The organism is Microbacterium sp. 22215 (assembly GCF_052045655.1).
GTDB classification, from domain to species: domain Bacteria; phylum Actinomycetota; class Actinomycetes; order Actinomycetales; family Microbacteriaceae; genus Microbacterium; species Microbacterium phyllosphaerae.
In genome coordinates, this window is record NZ_JBQEPC010000006.1 from 15999 (window position 1) to 37322 (window position 21324).

The 21324-nt window shown below is 64.7% G+C and carries 18 protein-coding genes; 10 read left to right on the plus strand and 8 right to left on the minus strand.

Annotated features, from left to right (window positions below; all coding sequences use genetic code 11):
* Positions 1 to 48: 48 nt before the first annotated feature.
* From ACTJKH_RS11375 to ACTJKH_RS11390, 4 genes are read right to left on the minus strand one after another with little or no spacing between them, the layout of a single operon-like run.
* Positions 49 to 1134 (minus strand): LacI family DNA-binding transcriptional regulator, encoded by a 1086-nt coding sequence (locus tag ACTJKH_RS11375; RefSeq protein WP_440737008.1) that lies wholly within the window; start codon positions 1132 to 1134, stop codon positions 49 to 51.
* Positions 1131 to 2402 carry an ABC transporter substrate-binding protein gene (locus ACTJKH_RS11380; protein ID WP_440737009.1) on the minus strand — a complete coding sequence of 424 codons (1272 nt, stop codon included), beginning with the start codon at positions 2400 to 2402 and terminating at the stop codon, positions 1131 to 1133. Before ACTJKH_RS11380 ends, ACTJKH_RS11375 begins: the two co-directional genes overlap by 4 nt.
* Positions 2403 to 2449: 47 nt before the next feature.
* Entirely contained in the window at positions 2450 to 3271 is an 822-nt protein-coding gene (locus ACTJKH_RS11385) for a carbohydrate ABC transporter permease (protein WP_440737010.1), read from the minus strand.
* Positions 3268 to 4125 carry a carbohydrate ABC transporter permease gene (locus tag ACTJKH_RS11390; protein WP_440737011.1) on the minus strand — a complete coding sequence of 286 codons (858 nt, stop codon included), beginning with the start codon at positions 4123 to 4125 and terminating at the stop codon, positions 3268 to 3270. The genes ACTJKH_RS11385 and ACTJKH_RS11390 overlap by 4 nt, the downstream gene beginning before the upstream one ends.
* A gap of 398 nt (positions 4126 to 4523) precedes the next feature.
* On the opposite strand from ACTJKH_RS11390, the gene ACTJKH_RS11395 reads away from it, so the two are divergent.
* From ACTJKH_RS11395 to ACTJKH_RS11440, 10 genes are all read left to right on the plus strand, one after another.
* Positions 4524 to 6725, plus strand: a complete 2202-nt coding sequence (locus ACTJKH_RS11395; protein ID WP_440737161.1) for a beta-galactosidase — start codon at positions 4524 to 4526, stop codon at positions 6723 to 6725.
* Between the two features lie 371 nt (positions 6726 to 7096).
* Positions 7097 to 9232 carry a family 78 glycoside hydrolase catalytic domain gene (locus tag ACTJKH_RS11400; protein ID WP_440737012.1) on the plus strand — a complete coding sequence of 712 codons (2136 nt, stop codon included), beginning with the start codon at positions 7097 to 7099 and terminating at the stop codon, positions 9230 to 9232.
* Positions 9233 to 9278: 46 nt separating this feature from the next.
* The gene (locus tag ACTJKH_RS11405) at positions 9279 to 10319 is read left to right on the plus strand and encodes a LacI family DNA-binding transcriptional regulator (RefSeq protein WP_440737013.1); all 1041 of its coding nucleotides are present in this window, start codon (positions 9279 to 9281) and stop codon (positions 10317 to 10319) included.
* Positions 10316 to 11668: a hypothetical protein gene (locus tag ACTJKH_RS11410; protein WP_440737014.1), complete on the plus strand. Its 1353-nt coding sequence runs from the start codon at positions 10316 to 10318 to the stop codon at positions 11666 to 11668. The genes ACTJKH_RS11405 and ACTJKH_RS11410 overlap by 4 nt, the downstream gene beginning before the upstream one ends.
* Before the next feature lie 212 nt (positions 11669 to 11880).
* Positions 11881 to 12534, plus strand: coding sequence for an NAD(P)-binding oxidoreductase (locus ACTJKH_RS11415; RefSeq protein ID WP_440737015.1), 654 nt, complete (start codon positions 11881 to 11883; stop codon positions 12532 to 12534).
* 32 nt (positions 12535 to 12566) lie between these two features.
* Entirely contained in the window at positions 12567 to 12968 is a 402-nt protein-coding gene (locus ACTJKH_RS11420) for a RidA family protein (RefSeq protein WP_440737016.1), read from the plus strand.
* A 35-nt stretch (positions 12969 to 13003) separates the two neighbouring features.
* The gene (locus ACTJKH_RS11425; RefSeq protein ID WP_440737017.1) at positions 13004 to 13747 is read left to right on the plus strand and encodes an SDR family oxidoreductase; all 744 of its coding nucleotides are present in this window, start codon (positions 13004 to 13006) and stop codon (positions 13745 to 13747) included.
* Positions 13748 to 13776: 29 nt separating this feature from the next.
* Complete coding sequence (locus ACTJKH_RS11430) at positions 13777 to 14436, plus strand: SDR family NAD(P)-dependent oxidoreductase (protein ID WP_440737018.1); 660 nt, start codon at positions 13777 to 13779, stop codon at positions 14434 to 14436.
* 26 nt (positions 14437 to 14462) lie between these two features.
* Positions 14463 to 15557: an NADH:flavin oxidoreductase/NADH oxidase gene (locus ACTJKH_RS11435; RefSeq protein WP_440737019.1), complete on the plus strand. Its 1095-nt coding sequence runs from the start codon at positions 14463 to 14465 to the stop codon at positions 15555 to 15557.
* Between the two features lie 39 nt (positions 15558 to 15596).
* Positions 15597 to 16448, plus strand: coding sequence for a helix-turn-helix domain-containing protein (locus tag ACTJKH_RS11440; RefSeq protein ID WP_440737020.1), 852 nt, complete (start codon positions 15597 to 15599; stop codon positions 16446 to 16448).
* Here the strand turns inward: ACTJKH_RS11440 and ACTJKH_RS11445 are convergent.
* The 4 genes from ACTJKH_RS11445 to ACTJKH_RS11460 are packed head-to-tail and all read right to left on the minus strand — an operon-like array spanning position 16427 to position 21287.
* Positions 16427 to 18469, minus strand: coding sequence for a beta-galactosidase (locus ACTJKH_RS11445; RefSeq protein ID WP_440737021.1), 2043 nt, complete (start codon positions 18467 to 18469; stop codon positions 16427 to 16429). The two genes, ACTJKH_RS11440 and ACTJKH_RS11445, sit on opposite strands and share 22 nt — an antisense overlap.
* 9 nt (positions 18470 to 18478) lie before the next feature.
* The gene (locus ACTJKH_RS11450) at positions 18479 to 19420 is read right to left on the minus strand and encodes an aldo/keto reductase (protein WP_440737022.1); all 942 of its coding nucleotides are present in this window, start codon (positions 19418 to 19420) and stop codon (positions 18479 to 18481) included.
* Positions 19417 to 20334 (minus strand): carbohydrate ABC transporter permease, encoded by a 918-nt coding sequence (locus ACTJKH_RS11455; protein ID WP_440737023.1) that lies wholly within the window; start codon positions 20332 to 20334, stop codon positions 19417 to 19419. Before ACTJKH_RS11455 ends, ACTJKH_RS11450 begins: the two co-directional genes overlap by 4 nt.
* Positions 20331 to 21287: a carbohydrate ABC transporter permease gene (locus tag ACTJKH_RS11460; protein WP_440737024.1), complete on the minus strand. Its 957-nt coding sequence runs from the start codon at positions 21285 to 21287 to the stop codon at positions 20331 to 20333. Before ACTJKH_RS11460 ends, ACTJKH_RS11455 begins: the two co-directional genes overlap by 4 nt.
* Positions 21288 to 21324: the final 37 nt, after the last annotated feature.

A 21324-nucleotide genomic window follows, 5' to 3' on the forward strand; every position in this document is an offset into this window, starting at 1 on the left:
CGGGTGGTCACACTCCGGCGGGGATGAGCGTCGAGTCGCGAAATCTCTCTATGCCGACGCGCGGCGGACGAGTTCGACAGGAATCACGGTGCTCGCCGCGGGGTCGCTCATGAGTTCCCCCTTGAGAAGGGCTACAGCCTCCGCGGCGACCAGGCCGAAGGACTGGCGGATGGTGGTCAGCGCAGGGCGGGTGGATCTGGCGATTCTGTTGTCGTCGAATCCGACGATGGCGACAGAGTCCGGAACCGAGATCCTTCGATCTCCCAGGAACTCAATGCACCCCGCGGCCATGGCGTCGTTCGCGGCGAAGATCGCATCGATGCCTGCCCCGTCAGAGCAGTCGATCAGTGTCTGAGCAGCTCTGGAGCCACTTTCGTGAGAATAGTCGCCATAGGCCACCAGGGGCTGCTGAGACCCGATGGCTCCGGCATAGCCGTCGAGTCGCAGTCGAGAACCCGGCAAGTCCGCCGGCCCGGACACGAGCGCAATCCGTCTTCTCCCCTGCGCACGAAGATGCGCGACGGCCATGCGCGCACCTTCATAGTCGTCCGAGGCGACCCAACTCACCCGCTTCAAGAACGGTGCGGTGGGGATGCCGATGACAACTGAAGGAACACCATGCGCAATAAGTTCCGTGAGGATGTCTTCATCGTCGTGCCACGAGACGACGATCACGCCGTCGACCTGCCCCGAGATGGCGAGATCGAGAACACGCGTTCGTTCGCTCGCGTTGCCTGACACTGCGAGCACCATCGTCTTACCCGCTGTATCGAGCTCGGAAGAGATGTCTCGGACGAGAGCGCCGAAGTTCGGGTCGGCAAACAGACGACCTGCGGACTCGCCGACGAGGATCGCGATGGTGCCGGAGGTTCTTCGGCGAAGATTGCGCGCGTGGGCATTGGCCCGATAGCCAGTGGCGACGACGGCGTCCTCTACGGCTTTCCTGGCAGCGGGGCTGACCCAGTGCGCGCCGTTGATTGCTCGCGACACGGTTCCCACGGATACTCCGGAGGCGCGTGCGACGTCTTCTATGGTCGGCCGGCGTCGGCCGGAGGAGTTCACTACAGTTGCCCCGTCTCTGGGAGGGCGAGTGAGGCCGCCCCTTCCAGGACGGCCCCACCTGCATGGTTTCACTGCACGAACGCGGCGTCCATCTTGCTGAGCACACCTGCGACGTCATCCTGACCACTGAAGAGGGCCTGGACCCCATCGAAGAGTGTCGGCTGAACCGTCGTGCTCGGCCACAGCTGATCAGGCCAGGTCGAGATCTTGTTCTCGGTCACGAAGCTCGTGACAAGCTCGGCGACCTGGCTGTCCTGGACGAGATCGCCAGGCAGGGCAGCGGTGTCACCATACAGATCCGCGTACTTGATCTGGGTCTCCGGCGAGGCAAGGAACGCGAGGAACTCCGTCGCGAGATCCACCTTGTTCGACTTTGCATTGACTGCGAACGATGGGCCCGTGGTCGCAGAGAGGTATGTCGTCGACTCATCATCCGTTGCGGGGAAGGCCGCATAGGTGAGGACGAGACCGTCCGGCCCGGTGGAAGCGATGGCGCTGGTCTCAGCTGCGACGCTGACCGTCGCGAGCGTGTCACCGCTTCGAATCCCGTCTTGAACCTCCGAGTACGGGGTGCCGTTCGGGGACCCGTTGAAGCATCCTGCGGCGTCCAGCTCAAGGTATTTGTCCAGCGCCGTCTGCCACCCGGAGTCCGAGAACGTGGCTGCGCCGTCGACCTGCTGCTGCGCGAAGTCAGGGTCATCGGCGTAGACGAGCGTCGCGGTCAATGCGTACGGGAGGAGCTGGGTCGTCCAGGTATCGGAGAGCCCCAGCCCGAAGGGAACTTTGCCGGCGGCTGACGCGTCTGAGCAGAATTGGAGGACTTCGCTCCACGTCGTCGGAATCGCGAGTCCGAGTTCATCGAGGGCGCCCTGATTGTAGATGCCGCCGATGGAAGAGAAGGTCATCGGCACCGCGACAAGCTCCCCGTCACTGGTGGAGAGCAGGTCTCTGGCCGCATCGGGGATGCTGGATGCCCACTCCTCCGCAGACATGTCCGCGAGGAACCCCTTGTCGCCCGCGATCTTCACGCTGACGTTGTTGCCGGTTCCTGGGTACACCTGCAGCACATCCGGAGCGGTTCCTCCAGTGAGCTGAGTGGCGGTGACCTGCTGGTAGTTCTCGGGAGAATCCTGAACCTTGACTGTCACCCCCTCGTGGGCGGCCTCGAAGTCGGCGATGATGCCCTTCATCGCATTGCCGCCGTTGGTGCCGATGGTGAGGACGTTCTCGTCGCCTCCATCAGCGCCTCCGCCGGTGGAACAGCCAGCGAGGACTGTTGCGGAGAGAGCTGTTGCAAGCACGACCGCGCCGACGCGGTGGCGTGTCTTCGATGACAGCATGTGGGTGCCTTTCGGGTGGGGTGTTGCCGGAAGGGAGAGCACGGTGCTCACCCTTTGAGACCTGATGCGAAGCCCTGCATGATGAAGCGCTGCATCAGGAAGTAGGCGATGAGGATCGGGATGACAGACGTGATGAGAGCCGAGAACACCAGAGGCCAGTTGGCACCGTAGATGCTGACGAACGTGTAGACCGACAGCGGCGCAGTCTGACTGTCGCTTCCCGTGAGATAGAGGAGCGGCGTGAAGAAGTCGTTCCAGATCGACAGCGCCGTGAGGATGCCGACGGTGCCGGTGACCGGACGGAGAAGCGGAAACACGACCGCCCAGTACATCCGCAACGGCTTCGCGCCGTCGATGGTGGCTGCCTCTTCATATTCCCGAGGGAGGTCGCGGAGGAAAGCCGCATAGAGGAAGATCGCGAACGGCATGAACCCGCCGACGTTGATGAGGATGACGGCGAGCGGGTTGCCGACCAGTCCCAACGACGCGAAGGCGAGATAGAGGGGAAGCATGGCGAGCTGCCCGGGGAACAGGAATCCCGCCAGGAAGAGATAGAAGAGGCCGCGCGACCAATGCTGCGTGCGTCTCGTGAGCGTGTAGGCGGCGGTAGACGACAGCGCGATGATCAGGATGACCGAGACGGACGTGATCACCGCACTGTTGACGATGCTCGGACCCATCGCGGACTCGACCCATGCTGTTACCAGGTTGGAGAAGTTCAGTGGCCAGGTGAATCCGAGGAAGCCCTCTACGCCGTTCACGTCGCGAAGTGCGACGGCGACAAGGACGAACAGAGGGATCATGAAGACCACGGCGACGAGAATCAGCACGGCCTCGAGGCCGAAGGTGCGCCAGGTATAACGATTCATGCGAGCGCCTTCCGCTGCGTGAGGCGGAATTGTATGAACCCGATGACTCCGACCAGCACAGTGAGCACCACTCCCTGCGCGAGCGCATTCGGATACTGCAGGTACGTGAACGCCGTCTTGTACACGATGGTCGCCATCGTCTCGCTCGCCCCGGACGGACCGCCCTCGGTCATCGAGAAGACGGTGTCGAACTGTTTGAGGTTCGCGATGACCGTGAGCAGGAGATTGACCACGATGGCTCCGTTGATGAGCGGAAGAGTTATGGACCACGTGCGACGCAACGGCCCGGCACCGTCGACGGCTGCCGCCTCGAGCGCTTCAGTCGGAACGGCCTGAAGGCCGGCGAGATAGATCACCATCGAGTACCCCGCTCCTTGCCACACGATGGCGGCACACACCGAAAAGATGACGAGGTCAGGGTCACCGAGCCAGTTCTGCTGGAACGCACCGAGTCCGATCGATTCCAGAAAGGTGTTCACAGTCCCGGCCGGAGTGAGCAGATAACGCCAGAGGAACCCGGCCACGATAGGGGTCAGCACCACGGGGAGGAAGAACACGAGCCGCAGGACATATCGGCTCTTGATGTGAGTGTTCACGCCCAAGGCCAGCAGGAGTCCGAGGACGTTCTGACCGATCGTCACGATCGCTGTGAGCAAGAACGTGTTGAGGATCGCACGGATCGAGTTCGGGTCGTTGAGCACTGTCAGGTAGTTCTGAACTCCGACGAACTCCCAGAGGGATCCGAGTCCGTCCCAATCCGTGAACGAGAAGAAAAGCCCCTGACCGTTGGGAATCAGGACGATGGCCAGGTACACAACCAGTGCGGGGATGATGAACCAGATCGGCGGAACCACTCCCGATGACCGCGGACGTCTCCGTCTGGGCCTGCTTGCGGCCGATCGCTCTGCCCCCTGCCCGGACTCCTGCGCGCCATCCAACGAGTTCGCTTGGATGATCACGATGGCTCTTGACCTCTGAGCGCGGAAGCACCGTACACGTGCATCTCCTTCGATGTTGGCGCCAAAATTCGGCAACTAAAAACGTTTCCAGCTGACGAGGAACGACGATAGACCTCGATTCACTGACTTGTCAATCAGCCCTTGCGAAAACCTGAAAACGTTTTTAGCCTAAGCTGACCGCGTTGCGCGCATCAGCGCACGCTCGAGTAGAAAGACCTGCCTTGACTTCGCCCGACACCGCTGTCCTGACCGCCTCGTTCCGTCCGTGGCTCGCTCCGTTGACCTCGCCGCCCATGACGGACCGTCACGCGGACGGTCGGACCAGTCTCACCAGCCGGTTCATCACGCGCGGAGGGAGACCGTACTTCCCCGTGTCGGGCGAATTCCACTTCACCCGAATTCCACGAACGCAGTGGCAGCGGCGCCTACGGGCGATGCGCAACGGCGGAGTGAACACCGTCGCCGCATACATCTTCTGGAATCATCACCAGCCTCTCGCGCATGAGTCTCCCGCTTTCGACGACAACCGAGACGTGGCCGCCTTCGTCGATCTCTGTGCAGAGCTCGGACTCGACGTTGTTCTGCGCATCGGCCCCTGGTGCCATGGTGAGGTGCGGAACGGCGGCTTTCCCGATTGGGTGCAGAGCGCCGACGTCGACCACCGAACCGACGACCCGCGCTATCTCGCCCTGGTAGAGCCGTGGTATCGCGCGCTGAGCCACCAGTTGACCGGACGATTCGGTCCTGACAGCAACATCATCGGGATTCAGATCGAGAATGAGATCTACGACCAGTCCGATCATGTTGCGACGCTCAAGGGCCTGGCGAAGGACGTCGGAATGGATGCCCCCCTGTGGATGGCAACCGCATGGGGAAGCGCGCAACTCCCCGCTGATGAGGTCCTGCCGATGTACGGCGGGTACGCCGATGGCTTCTGGGTGGACGCCGGCGCTCCGTGGGATGACTCGTTCCGCGAGCACTTCTACTTCAGCCACGTATGGGATGACCCGGGCATCGGCGCCGACGTGCGGTCACTCGGCGGGACACCGCCTGCTCCGGATCGCCAGTCGCCTTCCGACACGTTCCCGCCGGTGACCTGCGAACTCGGCGGCGGGATGGCGACGGCCTATCATCGGCGCCCTGTCCTCACGGCCGAGGACGTCGCCGCAGTCGCGAATGCCAAAATCGGCAACGGCTCCGCCTGGCAGGGGTACTACATGTTCGCCGGAGGCCTGAACCCCAGTCCGGATCTGCAGGAGTCGCATGCAACGGGATACCCGAACGACATGCCGCAGATCGACTATGACTTTCACGCCCCTATAGGATCTGCGGGCCAGATCACTCGCACGCACGCGCTCCTGCGGCAGCAACATGCATTCCTGGCCGCCGTCGGTGAAGAGCTGGTGCTGATGACTTCGACTCTTCCGGATGCGATGCCCGAGAACGTCCACGATCTCACGACGATGCGGTGGGCCATGCGATCTGACGGGCACCGCGGCTATGTGTTCGTGAATCGTCAGCAGCCGCATGTTCCGCTTGCACCGAGCGGTCCCGTGCAATTCCAGCTCGATCTCGCGTCGACGCAGATGACCTTCCCTGACCAGCCCATCCGGATTCCGGTGGGCACGGTCGCCCGATTCCCCTTCCGACAGCCGGTCGGCGAGGCCGAGATCGACTGGGCGACCGCAAACCTGCTGACTGTTCTTCGGCGGCCGCATGGGGGCACCGTCGCGGTGCTCTTCGGGGTCAAGGGCCTCTCACCACGCATCTCCGTCAACGGAAAGGCCTTCGATGCTGACGCGGACTCCATCGGGGTCCATGCCTTCGGCGACGACGCGATCGTCATGCTCCCTGCCGAAGATGCCGAGTCTGCCTGGGTTGTCGACGGGAAGCTCTACCTCAGCGCCGATGAGCTCGATCCCACCGACGGAGAAGTTCGCACCTGGGTGCGGTCGGGAGCGGGAGTGCGAGCGTTCGACACGAAAGAGCTGGCCTTCTTCGATCTGCAGGCCACCGAGTCCGCCGCACCGGCGGTCTCCCTCGAACTGAGCGTCGTCCGTCTCGGCGTTGCTCCCGCCCCGTCCTACGGAGAGTTCGAGGGGCGCGCCTCGGCGCCCTCCATCGCGCGAGTACTCCAGGATGGGATGTTGACCGAAGCGGTCGTACCGTCGTCCATGCATGACCGCGATGTCGAGCTCGCGCTCGAGTGGGTGGGCGATGTGGCTGTGCTGACCGCAGACGGATCGGTCATCTCCGACCGCTTCTGGGACGGAACCGAATGGCACGTTCGTATCCCCGCGGGAGTGAAGACAATCGGCATCCATGTGCTCCCGCTGCACGAGGACGCATCCGTGTGGCTGCACCCCGACGCCCGAGTACGCCTTGAGAACTGTCACACCCAGGGCGTGAAGCGCATCGTTGCGCACCCGGTCCAGACCCTGACGCACCTTCCCATCGCCGCGGGCGGTACAGGCGCGCTCGCAGGAACCGCATGAGCCCCGCTTCCGCATACGCGCTGCAGGCAGACGGTCATACGGATCCGATCGCGGCGCCGAGGACGAGACCGCGGCTCACCTGGCGTCTGCGAGGTGAATGCCCGGAGGCCATCCAATCGGTCCTCGTGCGTCGCGCCCCGTCGATAGAGCGTCTTCACAGAGCCGAAGCGAGCATCGGCGAGCCGCTGGCATCACCATGGATCGGTCCTGACCTTCGGGACGGCGAGGTGACTTACTGGCAGGTCGGAGTTCACGCCGGAGGCTACCTGACCTGGTCAGATCCCGCACGCGTGGAGAGTCCTGTTCGAGACTTGTCTCACGCGCGAGCCATCACTCATCCCCGGTGGGTGACGCCGACACGACCGACGCCGATGCCAGAGGTCCGTTCGGTGATAGACGTCTCTGGCACCGTGGAGAGAGCGCGACTCGCCTTCACCAGTAACGGTGTCGTCGTTCCTCTGATCGACGATCGTCCTGCGATCAGCGGTCAGCTGGAACCCGGGTATTCCCAGCCCGACGGGCCTACCCCGGCTGTCTCATGGGACATCACCGCTCACCTTGCTCCGGGGACCCACGAGGTCGTTCTCCGCCTCGGCAGCGGCATGGCATTCCTTCCGCGGTCACACGACCGGTACTCGAAGTTCTCGCGAACCGGCGAACCGCTCTGGGTGCGTGCGGCGATCCAGGTACACCACCGCGATGGCCGAGTGGAGTCCGTGATCACCAGTGGAGAGTGGGAAACCCGCCTGGGTGGAACAGTGGATGCTCACTGGTACGGCGGAGAAGAACACGACCCCCATGAAGGCACACCATGGGTGAGGGCTGTGGAGGTCCCATCCCCCGAGCATTCATGGCGTTGGGGAAAACCCGTAGAGGTGTCCGAGGTGCTCCCCGCTCGACTCATGGAGCGGACACAAGGGAGCAGGATCTTCGATGCTGGTACGAACGCCGCCGGTCGGTTCCGCGTCACGGCACCCTCAGCGCGGTCAGAGCGAGTAGTGCTCACCCCGGGTGAGGTGCTCACCGCAGACGGCACAAGCATCGACCAGAGCACGACGGGCACCCCTATCTGGGATGCCGTCCGGCTCGATGGACGGCACTCGAACTGGGCGCCGTCATTCGTGTACCACGGAGGACGGTATCTGCAGCTTCGCGGCGGACCGGACGACGCGACGGTCGACTTGGAAGTGATGCGAGCGTCCAACGAGCTCGTCCAGACGTTCTCGACGTCTCACGTGTTTCTGCAGAGGCTGCACGACGCCGTCGACCGCGCGGTGCAATCGAACATGTACAGCGTCTTCACCGACTGCCCGCACCGGGAGAAGCTGGGGTGGCTCGAGCAGCTCTATCTCTGCTTCGATGCCATTGCACGCGGATACGATGCGAAAGCGCACCTCACTGGCGCTGTCCAACACATGCTCCACGCTCAGACGCCCGCGGGCCTCGTACCGAACATCGCGCCCGAGCACATCGTCTTCGACTCATTCCCGCACGCGGGCGACATCACCGCCTTCCGCGACGATCCCAATTGGGGCCGCGCGATCCTGGAGCTCCCCTACAAGCTCTATCGCCACTACGGAGACACGACGGCGATGGAGATGGCGTGGCCGGCAGCGATCAAGTATCTGGACTATCTGGCATCTCGGGCCGATGGCCATCTTCTCGACTACGGCCTCGGCGACTGGGTGACATTGGACGACAGCACTCCGGTCGGCATGGTGGCGACATGGGGATACGCGTCAGCAGCCGATACAGCGGCGAAGATCGCGCGGGTCCTGGACGACACCGCCAGCCAGACTCGCTTCGAGCATCTCGCTGACGACATCTGGGCTGCATGGAGACACAAGTATCTCGACGAAACCACCGGAGTGTGGGGCAGCGGGTCTCAAGGAAGCTGGGCACTGGCCCATGACGCACGAGTTCATCACGGCGACGAGCGAGCAGAGGTGTATCGGCGGCTCGTCGACGCGATTCACGGAGACGGAGACGCGCTGACGGTGGGCGAGATCTCGCTGTCGCCGCTGATCAACGCGCTCGCAGAGAACGGCGACAGCGAACTTCTGCTCGCCGTCATCGAGCGAGACGATGTGCCCGGCTACGGTCTGCAGCTCGCCCGTGGAGCCACAGCGCTCACCGAGTCCTGGGGCGGGACGCAGGGGACCGCGGGGGTGCTGTCCCAGAATCACTTCATGCTGGGCGCCATTGACAGTTGGATACTCGGACACGTCGCCGGCTTACGGCAGCACCCTGACGGAGTCGGATGGAGCCATGTGGTGATCGACCCGGTCGACATTCCGGAGCTATCCGACTGCTCACTCGTCTTCGAGTCTCCGCACGGCAGATATGAGGTGAAGTGGCAACGAGATGAGACCGGAGTCCGCCAACTGTCGTATAGCGCCCCACCGGGAGCCAAGGTCGATGTGCCTGGCGAGAGCGCTCGTCGGCAATCTGTCGAGCAGTCGAGTGGTCGATACCCGATCCCTGACACCAGCACCCGTGCCGAGTAGGGTCATAGGTGCGGGACATGACGTCTTGCCTTCCACCAGGGACACGATGACCGAACAGAAGTACTCGCCCCCACGACCGCGACGGAGCGCGGGACGGATCACCATCCAGGACGTCGCGAACGTCGCGGGGGTCTCCATCGGCACCGTCTCACGAGTACTCAACAACCGAACGTGGGTAAGCGAAGACACTCGCGAAAAAGTGATGCTTGCGGTGCGGAAGACAGGTTTCACCGCAAACGCATCCGCCCGTTCACTCGTCAACCAGCGCACTCAGAGTGTCGCGCTCGTTCTCGGCGCCGCTCCGACGACGCTGTTCGAGGATCCCAACTACGCGATCATCCTTCAGGAAGCGAGCCGTGCGCTTGCCGACGCCGACTATTCGCTCAGCCTCCTCACCGCCCCTGATGCTCACGAACGCGAACGAGTCGCTAGGTACCTGCGATCCGGTCACGTCGACGGAGTCCTGTTCGTCAGCCCTGCCGAGAGCGGAAGCGACCCTCTATTGGACTTTCTGGAATCCGGCGCACTCCCCACCATCGTATGCGGGAACCCCTTCGCCGAATCTCGCCGAATCCCTCTCGTTCAAGCAGACGACGCCCCTGGCAGCGAGGCGCTGGGCGAGCACTTCCGCCGAATGCAATATCAGCGGACAGCGGCCATCGTGGCCCACTTCGACACGCTCGGCCCGCGAACCCGTGTCGACGGTTTTCAGCGCGGTCTTGGCCGTGCCCTCGTGGGAGTCGAACCCACATCCGGCTACACGCGACAGGCAGGCTACGACGCGATGCGCACGATCCTCGCCTCCCCGTGGGCGCCCGACAGCGTGTTCGCGACGTCTGATGCTCTCGCTCGCGGTGCCATCGAAGCAGCGCAGGACGCGGGCCTCCTCGTCCCCTCAGACATGGCGGTCGCGGGCTTCGATGACTCATCCATCGCAGTGCGCTCCACCCCGTCTCTGACGACCGTTCGGCAACCGGTCGTGGACGTGGCCCGCACGATGGTGCGAGAGGTCCTGGCCGGAATCGAAGGACAAGAAGTCGTCGGGCACTCGCTTCCGACGTCCCTCATCATCCGCGAGTCGGCATGACCGACGAGCGGCGCGGTAACCGCGGGTTTCGTAGCATCCACGTATCGCCCGACTTCCGAAGAGTCAACAACCCACACGCCTCGCCGTCGCTCTTCGGCATCTCGAATGAGCCGTCCAAAGATCACGCCGAGCAGGTCTACCCTCTGTTGGCGGAGTCCGGTTTCCGTTTTCAACGAGGAACCATCCACGTCAATCGCCTCTTCGACGAGCGCTTCCCAGACGCCACGTTGACGGACTGGGTCCAGAACACCGGCGGCATGCGTGACCCAGGCTCCTGGGATTGGCGCCCCCTCGAGTGGCTCACGAACGCCAAGCGCCACGGCATCGTCGCACAACTGAACATTCTGCACGTTCCTCGATGGCTCTCGCACAATGGAGAAGTCACCGGGGTGCCTCTCGACTGGGGAGCATGGGACGACATCATCGGAGTGATCGTCTCCCGACACGCAGACCTGATCGACTCGGTCGATGTGCTCAACGAACCGCTCACGCCCGCGATGCTGGACATCTCGAACACCAAGTACCAGTCCACTGAGCGCGCAGCGGGCGAACTCTACAGGCGGACCGCTCGGTGCATCAGGACACATCTGCCTGATGTGCTGATCGGTGGTCCCGGCGAGGATCGACGGGGCGGAGAGTTCGGATCCATCGGAACGATACTCCGAGATCAACGCATTCCTGACGACGAACTTCAGTTTCTTTCGTACCACGCGTATCACCCGGACCCCGGCTCTGACCTGCGTCTCGATGATCTCCATGCACTGATCCGCTCCAGCGGTCGCCCGCCCTTGCCTGTCTACCTGAACGAGTGGAACCACGACTACGACCCAGACTCTGCCGCAGCTGAAATCGTGGGGCGCAGAGCGGTCGCATACACGCTCCGCACCCTCTTGAGCCTTGCGCAACATCCGCAACTCGCCGGAGCTGCTTTCATGTCCGCCCTACCGGGAGACATCGAGCTCGATCCAGATCAGAACGCCCCAGGTCTGCGGCTCAATCAAGCGATCTATGACTGGAATGACCACGAGCAGGCGACGCTGTGGCCGCAAGCTGCCGCGTTCAGATTACTCAGCGTGCACTGCCGACTGGGCGAGGGCCCATTTCGGTCACATTCGCTGCAGATGACCGCGAACGAGACGATAGCCGCGTTCACGGGGGCTTGTGGCGTGCGCACCGTGATCGTCGTGAACACCTCACCAGACGCGCTGCTCATAGAGACACGAGATCCGGTATTCAATGGTCTCCGATCATCTCTGCTCGATGCTGACGGCGCCACGACGGAGGGCCCACCATCCGACGTGATCGTCTCCCCGTTCGGAGCTGCCGCTCTTACCCTCGCAGCGCCCTGATCTGGATAGGCCTGAGCACGGGCTCCACATGATTCGACGCGAATGAGCGTCGGTCCGGAGGACGACCGTTCCATTGAGTCGGCTCTCGCTCCGACCGGATCCTGGGTGGTTCTCCGAGACCTAGGCAGCAGAGCACCAGCCCCAGCGGAAATGTTCGCGACGCTTCGAGGTTGGGGTACATGTCCGCAACCCCAACCACCAGGAGCATCCCCATGCGAATCTTCCAGATCGGCGCCGCCGGCAACATCGGACGGCGACTCTCGCCGATCCTCGTCGAGCGAGGCGACGAGGTCACCGGCATGCACCGCTCGCCCGAGCAGGCAACGACCATCAGTGACAGCGGAGCGAAGCCCGTCACCGGTGACCTGATCAGCGACTCCGTGGAATCCCTCGCGGCGAAGATGGCTGGCCATGACGCGGTCGTGTTCTCGGCGGGTGCCCACGGCACGGGGCGCGAGAAGACGACGCTGATCGACGGAAAGGGCCTCGAGAAAGCTGCGGACGCCGCCCGGCTCGCCGGTGCGACCCGGTTCGTCCTGGTGTCCGCGTTTCCCGAATCCGAGCGCAGTAAAGGGCTCGGTGACGACTTCGAGCACTACATGCGCACCAAGAAGACCGCGGACGTGTACCTCGCCGCCACCGATCTCGACTGGGTGATCGTGCGACCAGGGATGCTGACCGAGGCGCCCGGCGGCGGGCGGGTGTCGGCCGGAATCGCGGTCGAGTACGGGTCGGTCAGTCGCGATGATGTCGCCGCCGTCATCGACGCCGTGCTGCACGATGCTCTCGTCAACCGTCTGATCATCGAAGTGACCGAGGGGACCGTCCCCGTCTCCGACGCCGTGGCCACACTCGCCGCGCGCTGAGATCCAATCGCCCCACCACGAAAGGCATCACCATGACCACCATCGACACCTTCAGCCACGACGTCTCCGGAGAGAAGGAGTTCGGATTCGCGCAGGCCATCAAGGTCGGCGACACCATCTACATCTCCGGTCAGCTCGCACACGACGAGCACGGCGACTTCCTCCACCCCGGAGATATCGACGGACAGTTCCGGCAGGTCTGGGCGAACCTCGAGAAGGTTCTCGCACACTACGGCGTCACTCGCAACCAGATCGTGCAGGATGGCGTCTTCGTCGTGGACCTGCCCCAGAACGCCGCCACGGTGGCGGCCGCGCATCTGGAGTACTTCGGTGCGCACCGCCCGACCAGCACGACCGTCGGCGTCGCCTCGTTGTTCTTCCCCGGCCAGCTTCTCGAGATCAATTTCATCGCCGACACTCGGCTTCCGGCGTAGTCACGCCAGACGCCAACCGACGAAAGGGAACAACCATGAACCACCTCAAGAACAAGGTCGTCATCGTAACCGGCGCATCCTCCGGCATCGGGGCGGCGACCGCGAGAGCACTCGCCGCGGAGGGCGCGACTGTCGTCTTGGCCGCGCGGAACGAGGCACGACTCGCCACGCTGGTCGACGACATCATCGCCGGCGGCGGCACGGCCTCGTACCGCGTCTCCGATGTCACCGACCGCGCCGACGCGGCTGCGCTCGCAGACTACGCGAACGATACCTACGGCCGCGTCGACGTGCTGGTGAACAACGCCGGATTGATGCTGTTCTCTTTCTGGTCGGATCTCGTGGTCGAGGACTGGGAGGCGATGATCGACACGAACATCAAGGGCTACCTGTACTCCATCGCGGGTGTGCTGCCGCTGATGCTCGCGCAGGGATCCGGGCAGATCCTCAACATGGACTCCGTCGCCGGGCATCAGGTCGATCCCGCAGCGGGGATCTACAGCTCGACGAAGTTCTTCGTGCAGGCCATGACCGAGTCAATGCGCAAGGACCTCGGGGTCAACCACAACATCAGGGTCAACACAGTCAGCCCCGGCGTCATCGACACGGGGTGGGCGGACAAGGTCACCGATCCCGAAGGCCGCAAGGCCGCCCAGAAGCTCAACGCGATCGCGATCGGCTCGGATGACGTCGCCTCTGCAGTGGTCTATGCACTCAACCAGCCGGAGAACATCACCATCAACGACCTCATCATCTCGCCGACGCAGCAGAACTGGTGACTCCGGTCGCCACCGTGAAAGGAACATCCATGACGCACAACAGCACCGCCATCATCGTCGGCGCCGGCCCGGGGATGGGCAGCGCCCTCGCGACGGCCTTCGCAGCACGCGGACACTCCGTCGCTCTCATCGCCCGCGACCCGCAGAAGCTCGAAGGCCTCGTCGGCGCCCTGAAGGCAGCAGGCCACACCGCTCGGGCGTATCCTGCGGACGCCGCCGACACCGCAGCGCTGCGCGCGGTGATCGAAGCAGCCGCGCGTGACCTCGGCGCACCTGAGGTGCTCGTGTACAACGCCGCCGCGGTGCGACAGGACCGGGCCAGCGAGCTCTCCGCCGACCAGTTCGCGGACACGCTCGCCGTCAACGTCGTCGGAGCGAAGGCCGCCACCGACGCCGTCCTCCCCCTGCTCCCCGGCGGAAAGGGCGTGCTCCTGTACACCGGGGGCGGCTTCGCGCTCGACCCCCAGGTCGACTTCGCTTCGCTCTCAGTAGGGAAGGCGGCGCTGCGCGCATATGTGCATGCGCTCGCTCAGGAGGTCGCGCCGCGCGGGATCCACGCCGCGACCGTCACGATCACGGGTACGGTCGACGGCGATGACGAGCACTACTCGGCCGCCGCCATCGCGGACGCGTTCGTGCACCTGGCCGGCCAGTCGAACGACGACTGGGCGATCGAGATCACCTATTGAACCCGCCCCGTCCACAGAAAGCTCGCATGATGCCCACCATGTACTCCCCCATCCGCCTTCGCGGCGTCGAGATCCGCAACCGTGTCTGGATGTCGCCGATGTGCACGTACAGCGCTGCCGCCATCGGGCCGGAGACGGCAGCCCCGACGGACTTCCACCTCGCCCACTACACCGCTCGCGCCGCCGGCGGTGCCGGCCTCGTGATGATCGAGGCCACCGGGGTCCGGCCGGACGGCAGGATCTCCCCATTCGATCTCGGTCTCTGGAACGACCGGCAGACCACGGCCTTCGCGCGACTCGCCTCCAGCATCGCGGCCGCCGGGGCCGTTCCTGCCATCCAGCTGGCTCATGCCGGCCGCAAGGCGTCCGTGGACAAGCCGTGGTCCGGCGGCGAACCGCTGGATGAGACGCAACACGGTTGGGACGCCGTCGGCCCGAGCGCGAAGGCGTTCCCCGGATATCCGGCACCCGTGGAGCTGACGATCACCGAGATCACCGAGATCACCGAGTCATTCGCCCGGTCGGCTGCCCGCGCGCTCGAAGCCGGCTTCGAGATCGTCGAGGTTCACGCCGCGCACGGATACCTGCTGCACTCGTTCCTGTCCCCCGCGTCCAACACCCGCACCGACGCGTACGGCGGCAGCTTCGAGAACCGTATCCGCCTCGTGCGGGAGGTCATCGCTGCCGTGCGGGCCGTGTGGCCGGACGACCGTCCGGTGTTCCTCCGCGTGTCGACGACCGACTGGATCGACGAGAACCTCGACGATGGCCGCGCGGGTTGGACCGTCGAGGAGACCGTCGAACTTGCCCGTATCGCGCGAGCGGAGGGCATCGATCTCATCGACGCGTCCAGCGGCGGCACGGAGCCCGTGCCGATCCCGCACATACGCGAGTACCAGACGCGGAATGCCGCTCGGATCAAGCACGAGGCAGCCGGTGCCGTCGCAGCCGTCGGGCGGATCTCCGACCCCCACTGGGCAGCCGAGCTGATCGCCGACGGCCAGGCCGATGCGGTCTTCATCGGCAGGCCGATGTTGCGCGATGCCTCGTGGGCGAACAACGCCGCTGCAGCTCTCGGAGAGCAGCCGAGCTACATCGAACAGTACGACTACGCGCTTTAGATCCGGACTCCTGTCACCGTTCAGGAGGACAATTGCAGGATGACCCGTAACACAGAGCTGGGCGACTTCCTCCGTTCGTCCCGGTCACGGCTCGCCCCGGGCGATGTCGGGCTCCCCGCGAGCCCTCTCGCCGGGGGGCGCCGGGTGCCGGGTCTCCGACGAGAGGAGGTAGCCCAGCTCGCGGGCATGAGCGCCGACTACTACGCCAAGCTCGAGCAGGGTCGAACCAAACAGGCATCGCGATCAGTGCTCAGCAGTCTCTCCCGCGCACTGCGCCTCAACCCGACCGAGCACGACTATCTCCTCGCCCTCGCGGAACCGCCCACCAGATCGCTTGCTTCTGCCGAGGCGACCGAGCTCGTCCGCCCAGGGGCTCGACGACTGCTCGACGCCGTGATCGATGCGCCCGCGTTCATCCTCGGCCGCGGAACCGCCATCCTCGGCATGAACGACATGGCCAGGGCGCTGTTCTTCGATATCGACGCGCGCCCGGTCGCCGAACGCAACCTGACCGTCTGGACGTTCCTGGACCCGGAAGCTCGCACGCGATATGTCGATTGGGAGTCGGTCGCAGCGGACAACGCCGCGATGCTGCGACTCGATGTCGCGTCGTCACCCGAAGACCCGGGGCTCGCCTCGCTCGTCGGCTCGCTCATGGCGACGAGCGAGGATTTCCGCCGAGCCTGGCATACGCACCATGTCTTCGAGTGCACGTTCGGGCGGAAAGCCCTGTTCCACCCGCTGGTCGGACGCATGGATCTGGACTACGAGACCTTCCCGATCTCAGGCGCCCAGGGTCAGACACTCCACATCTACAGCGCTGCCCCTGGATCGACGGCGGATTCCGCCCTCAGCCGGCTGGTGTCCGATCAGCCTGCCTCAGGATCCTGATCGATCGCCCTCAGCGACCACGCACGAGCGGACTCCCGTACGACGGCCACCCCACCGGGCTGCAGCACGATGCGTCCGTGTGCACCGCTGATCAGGTCGACGCCGTCGCCGTCGACCTGGACGGCCCGTTCCCCGTGGTGGAGGATGAAGAGATAGTCGCCCGCTGCACCTCGTCGGCGTACCGCCTCCACCCCGAGCACACGAGCCTCCGGGAGCAGCGGCCGGATTCCGGACCGCGAGGCAGACTCGGCGAGGAAGCGATCGAGAGAGATCTGCTCCAACTTGGTCGACACGTAGGTCGCGGTTCCCGCTCCCACGTCGTTTCGGGTGATGGCAGGCATCCCGGCGAGCGGGCCGGACTCGTAGCGGTCGACGACGCGAGCGGATTCGGTGTGGAGCAGCTCGGTCCACGCGCCAGCGCGCAATCCGGAGGTGAGCGGTACGAGATCCCCCTCCGCTCTCGGAAGGATCTGCTCGCCCCGGATGCCGAGCAGCTCCCGCAGCATACCCGGGTATCCGCCGGTGACGATGCGCTGGTTCCGGTCAGCCGTCCCTGAGGCGAACGTCACCACGAGGTCGCCGCCGGAGCGCGCATATTCCGCGAGCCAGTGCGCGGTCTGCGCGGTAAGCGCGTAGAGAGCGGGCACCACGAGCATCCGATACCGGGAGACGTCGCCGCCCGGCCGCACGAAGTCGACGGTGTGGCCCGCTCGCCACAGCGAGCGGTGTGCCGCCCGTACCTCGTCCGGGTACGCGATTGCGTCGTTCGGCAGATGCGGTGTCTCCCATGACCACCAGCCCTCCGCGTCCCAGACGATCGCGACCTCCGATTCCAGGAGCACTCCGTCCGCCGGCGGCTCAGCGACTTCGGCGATCCGCTCGAGGATGCCGCCGAGCTCCTCGACGGCGGCGAAGGCACGAGACTCGGGGCCGGCGTGGGGCACCAGCGCTCCATGCCAGAGCTCGGAGCCGCCGGCGGAGGCCCGCCACTGGAAGAACAGCGAGCTCTGAGAGCCTCGGGCGATGTATCCGAGAGAGTTGCGGATCATCCGGTCGGGTTGCTTGGTGAGCGTCTGCTCGCCGACTCGGATACCGGTCGCGTTCTGCTCCATCAGCACCCACGGCCCGCCCGCCCACGACCGCGCGAGATCAGCTCCGTATGCCACATGCGTCTCGCCATCCTGACCGGCAGTGTCGAGATAGTGGTCGAGAGAGACGAGGTCCTGCTCGGCGCTCCACTTCCACTGCTCGAGGTAGTTCCAGGTCGGCAGCATGAAGTTGGTCGTGATCGGGGCGGTGGAACCGCTCGCCCGGATCTCCGTCTTCTGCTCGGAATACGCATCCAGCATCTCGTCGGAATTGAATCGCTTGAAGTCGACGAGCTGCGCCGGATTATGCAGGTACTGCGTCTGCATGGGCGGGAGGATCTGATCCCACTCGCTGTAGCGCTGCGACCAGAATGCCGTGCACCACGCGGCATTCAGCGCATCGAGCGTGCTGTAGGTGCGCTGGAGCCACCGTCGGAAGGCCGCTGCCGCGTGCGGACCGTAGTCGATGGTGCCGTACTCGTTGTGGACGTGCCACCCGCGCAACCCCTGATGGGAGCCGTAGCGCTCTGCGAGGAACCGCGCGATGCGCCGCGCTGCTTCCCTGTACGCCGGCGCGCTGATCGCGTACGTGTCTCGTGAACCGTGCAGCACCGCGCTGCCGTCAGCACGCACGGGGAGCGCGTCAGGGTGCGCGATCGAGAACCACGGGGGCGGTGATGCCGTCGGCGTGGCGAGGAAGAATCCGACGCCCGCCGCGTCGAGGCCCTCGATCACGTCGTCGAGCCAGGCCACGTCGTACTCGCCCTCACGCGGCTCGATCATCGCCCAGGAGAAGACTCCGATCGTCGCCGTATTGACCTTCGCTCGGCGCATGAGTTCGAGATCCTCTACCCACGTCTCTCGAGACCACTGCTCTGGACTGTAGTCGCCCCCGAAGAGGAACTTCCCGGGAGCATACTGCGCGTTCGACATAGGGGTCCTTCAGTTCGAGAGGTGGGAGAGGTCGGCATCGATGATGGCCCCGACCTCGGTCCAGAGATCGTCCGGCACGACGAGGCGGTCATTGGCGACGAGCTCGTCGACTCTGTGCGGGGACGACACCCCGACGACGGTCGAGCTGATCCGGGCATCCCGCGACGAGAACTGCAGCGCCACCGCCTGCAGTGGTATGCCGCGACGGTCGCACGCCTCCCGCAGCCGTTGCGTCGTCGTGAGGATCTCAGGGCTCGGTGCTCGGTACTGATAGGTGGGGCTCGCGCTGGCCGGCCGCGCCAGGATGCCGCTGGCATACGGCGCGGCGTTGACGAATGAGACACCGCACTCGATCGCATGGTCGATGAGCGCGTCGGCCGACCTGTCGAGGAGGGTGTAGCGATTGTGGTTCAAGATGACGTCGAAGACGCCGAGATCGACATACCGACGCATCTCGTCGAGGTCTCCGCCGGCGACGCCGATCGCGTCGACGAGGCCGTCGTCTCTGAGCTCCCTCATCGCGGCCACAGCACCGTTACTGCCGATCATGGTGTCGAACTCGAACCATTCCGGATCATGGAGGTAGTAGACACCGAACCGTGACCCGCCGAGCCGTTCGGTGCTCTCTCGGAACGAACGATGGACTCTGCCCCCGGTGAAACAGCTCTCGTCCGGCAGCGGATCCGCCTTCGTGGCGATCATGAAGTCGTTGGGAAGCCCACCCGATTCCTCGATCGCGCGGCCGATCCGACGTTCGCTCTCTCCGCCCGAGTACTGATTCGAAGTGTCGAGTGCCCGGATCGGGCTGTCGAGGAGCCTGCGCACAGTGTCGACGGCCACGCGCTCGCCCACGTCGTAGCCGTAGGTCTGCACGTTGCCGCCGAGCGGGCTCGTGCCGACGCTGAGTCGCGCCAGCGTCGGCACTCGGTCGGTCTGCCGCACCGTCGTCACCCCTTGATCCCGCCGGACACCAGGTCGAGACGCCAGTAACGCTGCAGGGACAGCACCAAGGCGACGAGCGGGATGATCGAGATCGCCGCTCCGGTGATGGCCACCGAATACAGCGCCGGGCTTCCCGACCCCTTCGACAGGAGGGTGAAGAGCCCCACCGTGAGGGGATAGAGGTCCTGGTCGGAGAGCATGATGTACGGCAGCAGGAAGTTGTTCCACGTGCCGATGAAGTGGAGGAGGAAGACGGTGACCATCCCGGGGACCATCAACGGCAAGACGATCATCCGGAAGATTCGCCACTCGCCCGCGCCGTCGATGCGTGCCGCCTCCAGCGTCTCCTGCGGCACTGCGGACATCGCGTACACGCGGCACAGGTAGATGCCGAACGGGCTGACGATGCTCGGCAGCAGTACCGACCACTGCGTGCCGGTCAGCCCGAAGGTCGACATCAGGAGGTATTGCGGCACTGCCAGCACGATACCGGGGATCAGGATGCCGACGAGGAAGGCGAAGAAGATGACTGTACGACCACGGAAGTTGTACTTGGCCAACGCGAAGCCGGCCATCGCCGAGACGAAGACGGACAGCACCGATGCGACGCCCGAGTAGAGCAGCGAGTTGAGGCACCAGAGCAGGTACTGTCCGCCCTGGTAGGTGAACACCTCGACCAGGTTTTCCCACAGTCCGCTGCCGGGCGCGAATGTGAACGTGGTGAAGAGTTCGCTTCGGGATTTCGTCGCCGCAGTGAACACCCACGCCACCGGGATCAGGCAGTAGATGGCGCCGATGATCAGGATGATGCTCGGGAGGACGCCCCACCCACCCTGCCTGCTGCGTTCGCCAGCTCGCCTGGCTCGAGCTGAGCGGGACGTCTCGTCGCGCAGCACGATCGAGCGTGTGATCGTGGATGTCATGATTCCATTCCGTTACGTCGGCGGTTCACGATTCTGAGCACCAGAGCCGAGACGAGCACGGTCCCGAGTGCGAGGAGCGTGGAGGCCGCAGCGGCCTGCGGCAGATTGTCGGTCCCGAACGCGTCTCGATAGATCGCCATCAGGGGAACCCAGCTCGCGGAGATCGTGCTCGTCATCGGTCGCAACGTCGCAGGCTCGCTGTACAGCTGGATCGTCCCGATGAGCGAGAAGAATCCGGTGAGTACGAGCGCCGGCGCCACCAGTGGAATTTTGATCCGCCAGGCGATCTGCATCTCGTTCGCGCCGTCCAGACGTGCGGACTCGTAGATGTCTGCGGGAATCCCCCGCAGCGAGGTGTAGATGATGATCATGTTGAATCCGACGCCACCCCAGATGGCGATGTTCGCCAGAGAGCCGAAGATGCCGGACTCCTCGAGGAACGGGATCGGTCCCAATCCTGCTGCTTTGGTGAGGAATGAGAACGGGCTGGTGCTCGGGAGGTACATGAAGCCCCAGAGCAGAGCCGCGACCACACCGGGCACCGCATAGGGGATGAAGATCGCCGTGCGGCTGAATCGTTTGGCCCGCACGGCCGGGGCGTCCAGGAGCAGGGCGAAGAGCAGGGCGAGACCGAGGGTCAACGGGATCGCGATGATGCCGTAGACGAACAGTCGCCCGAACCCCTCGAGGAACGTCGAGTCCTGCAGCACAGCGACGTAGTTCTCGAACCAGACGAACACATCCTGCTTGCGGCCGAGCGCTCCTCCTGTGACGCGATATGCGCGGAGGCTGAGCCAGATCGCATAGCCGAGAGGGATGACGGTGAAGACGATGTAGAGCACGATCGCGGGCGTCGTGAACAGGTACGGGGCCAGTCGGCCCGACGCACGCCGCTTCGCCCTCGGCCGATGCTCTGTCGCCGACTCGGTGTGCGGCGGTTGTGTGGTGGTCACGCGCATTGCCTCGCTTCTTCTCAGACTCTGGAGCACC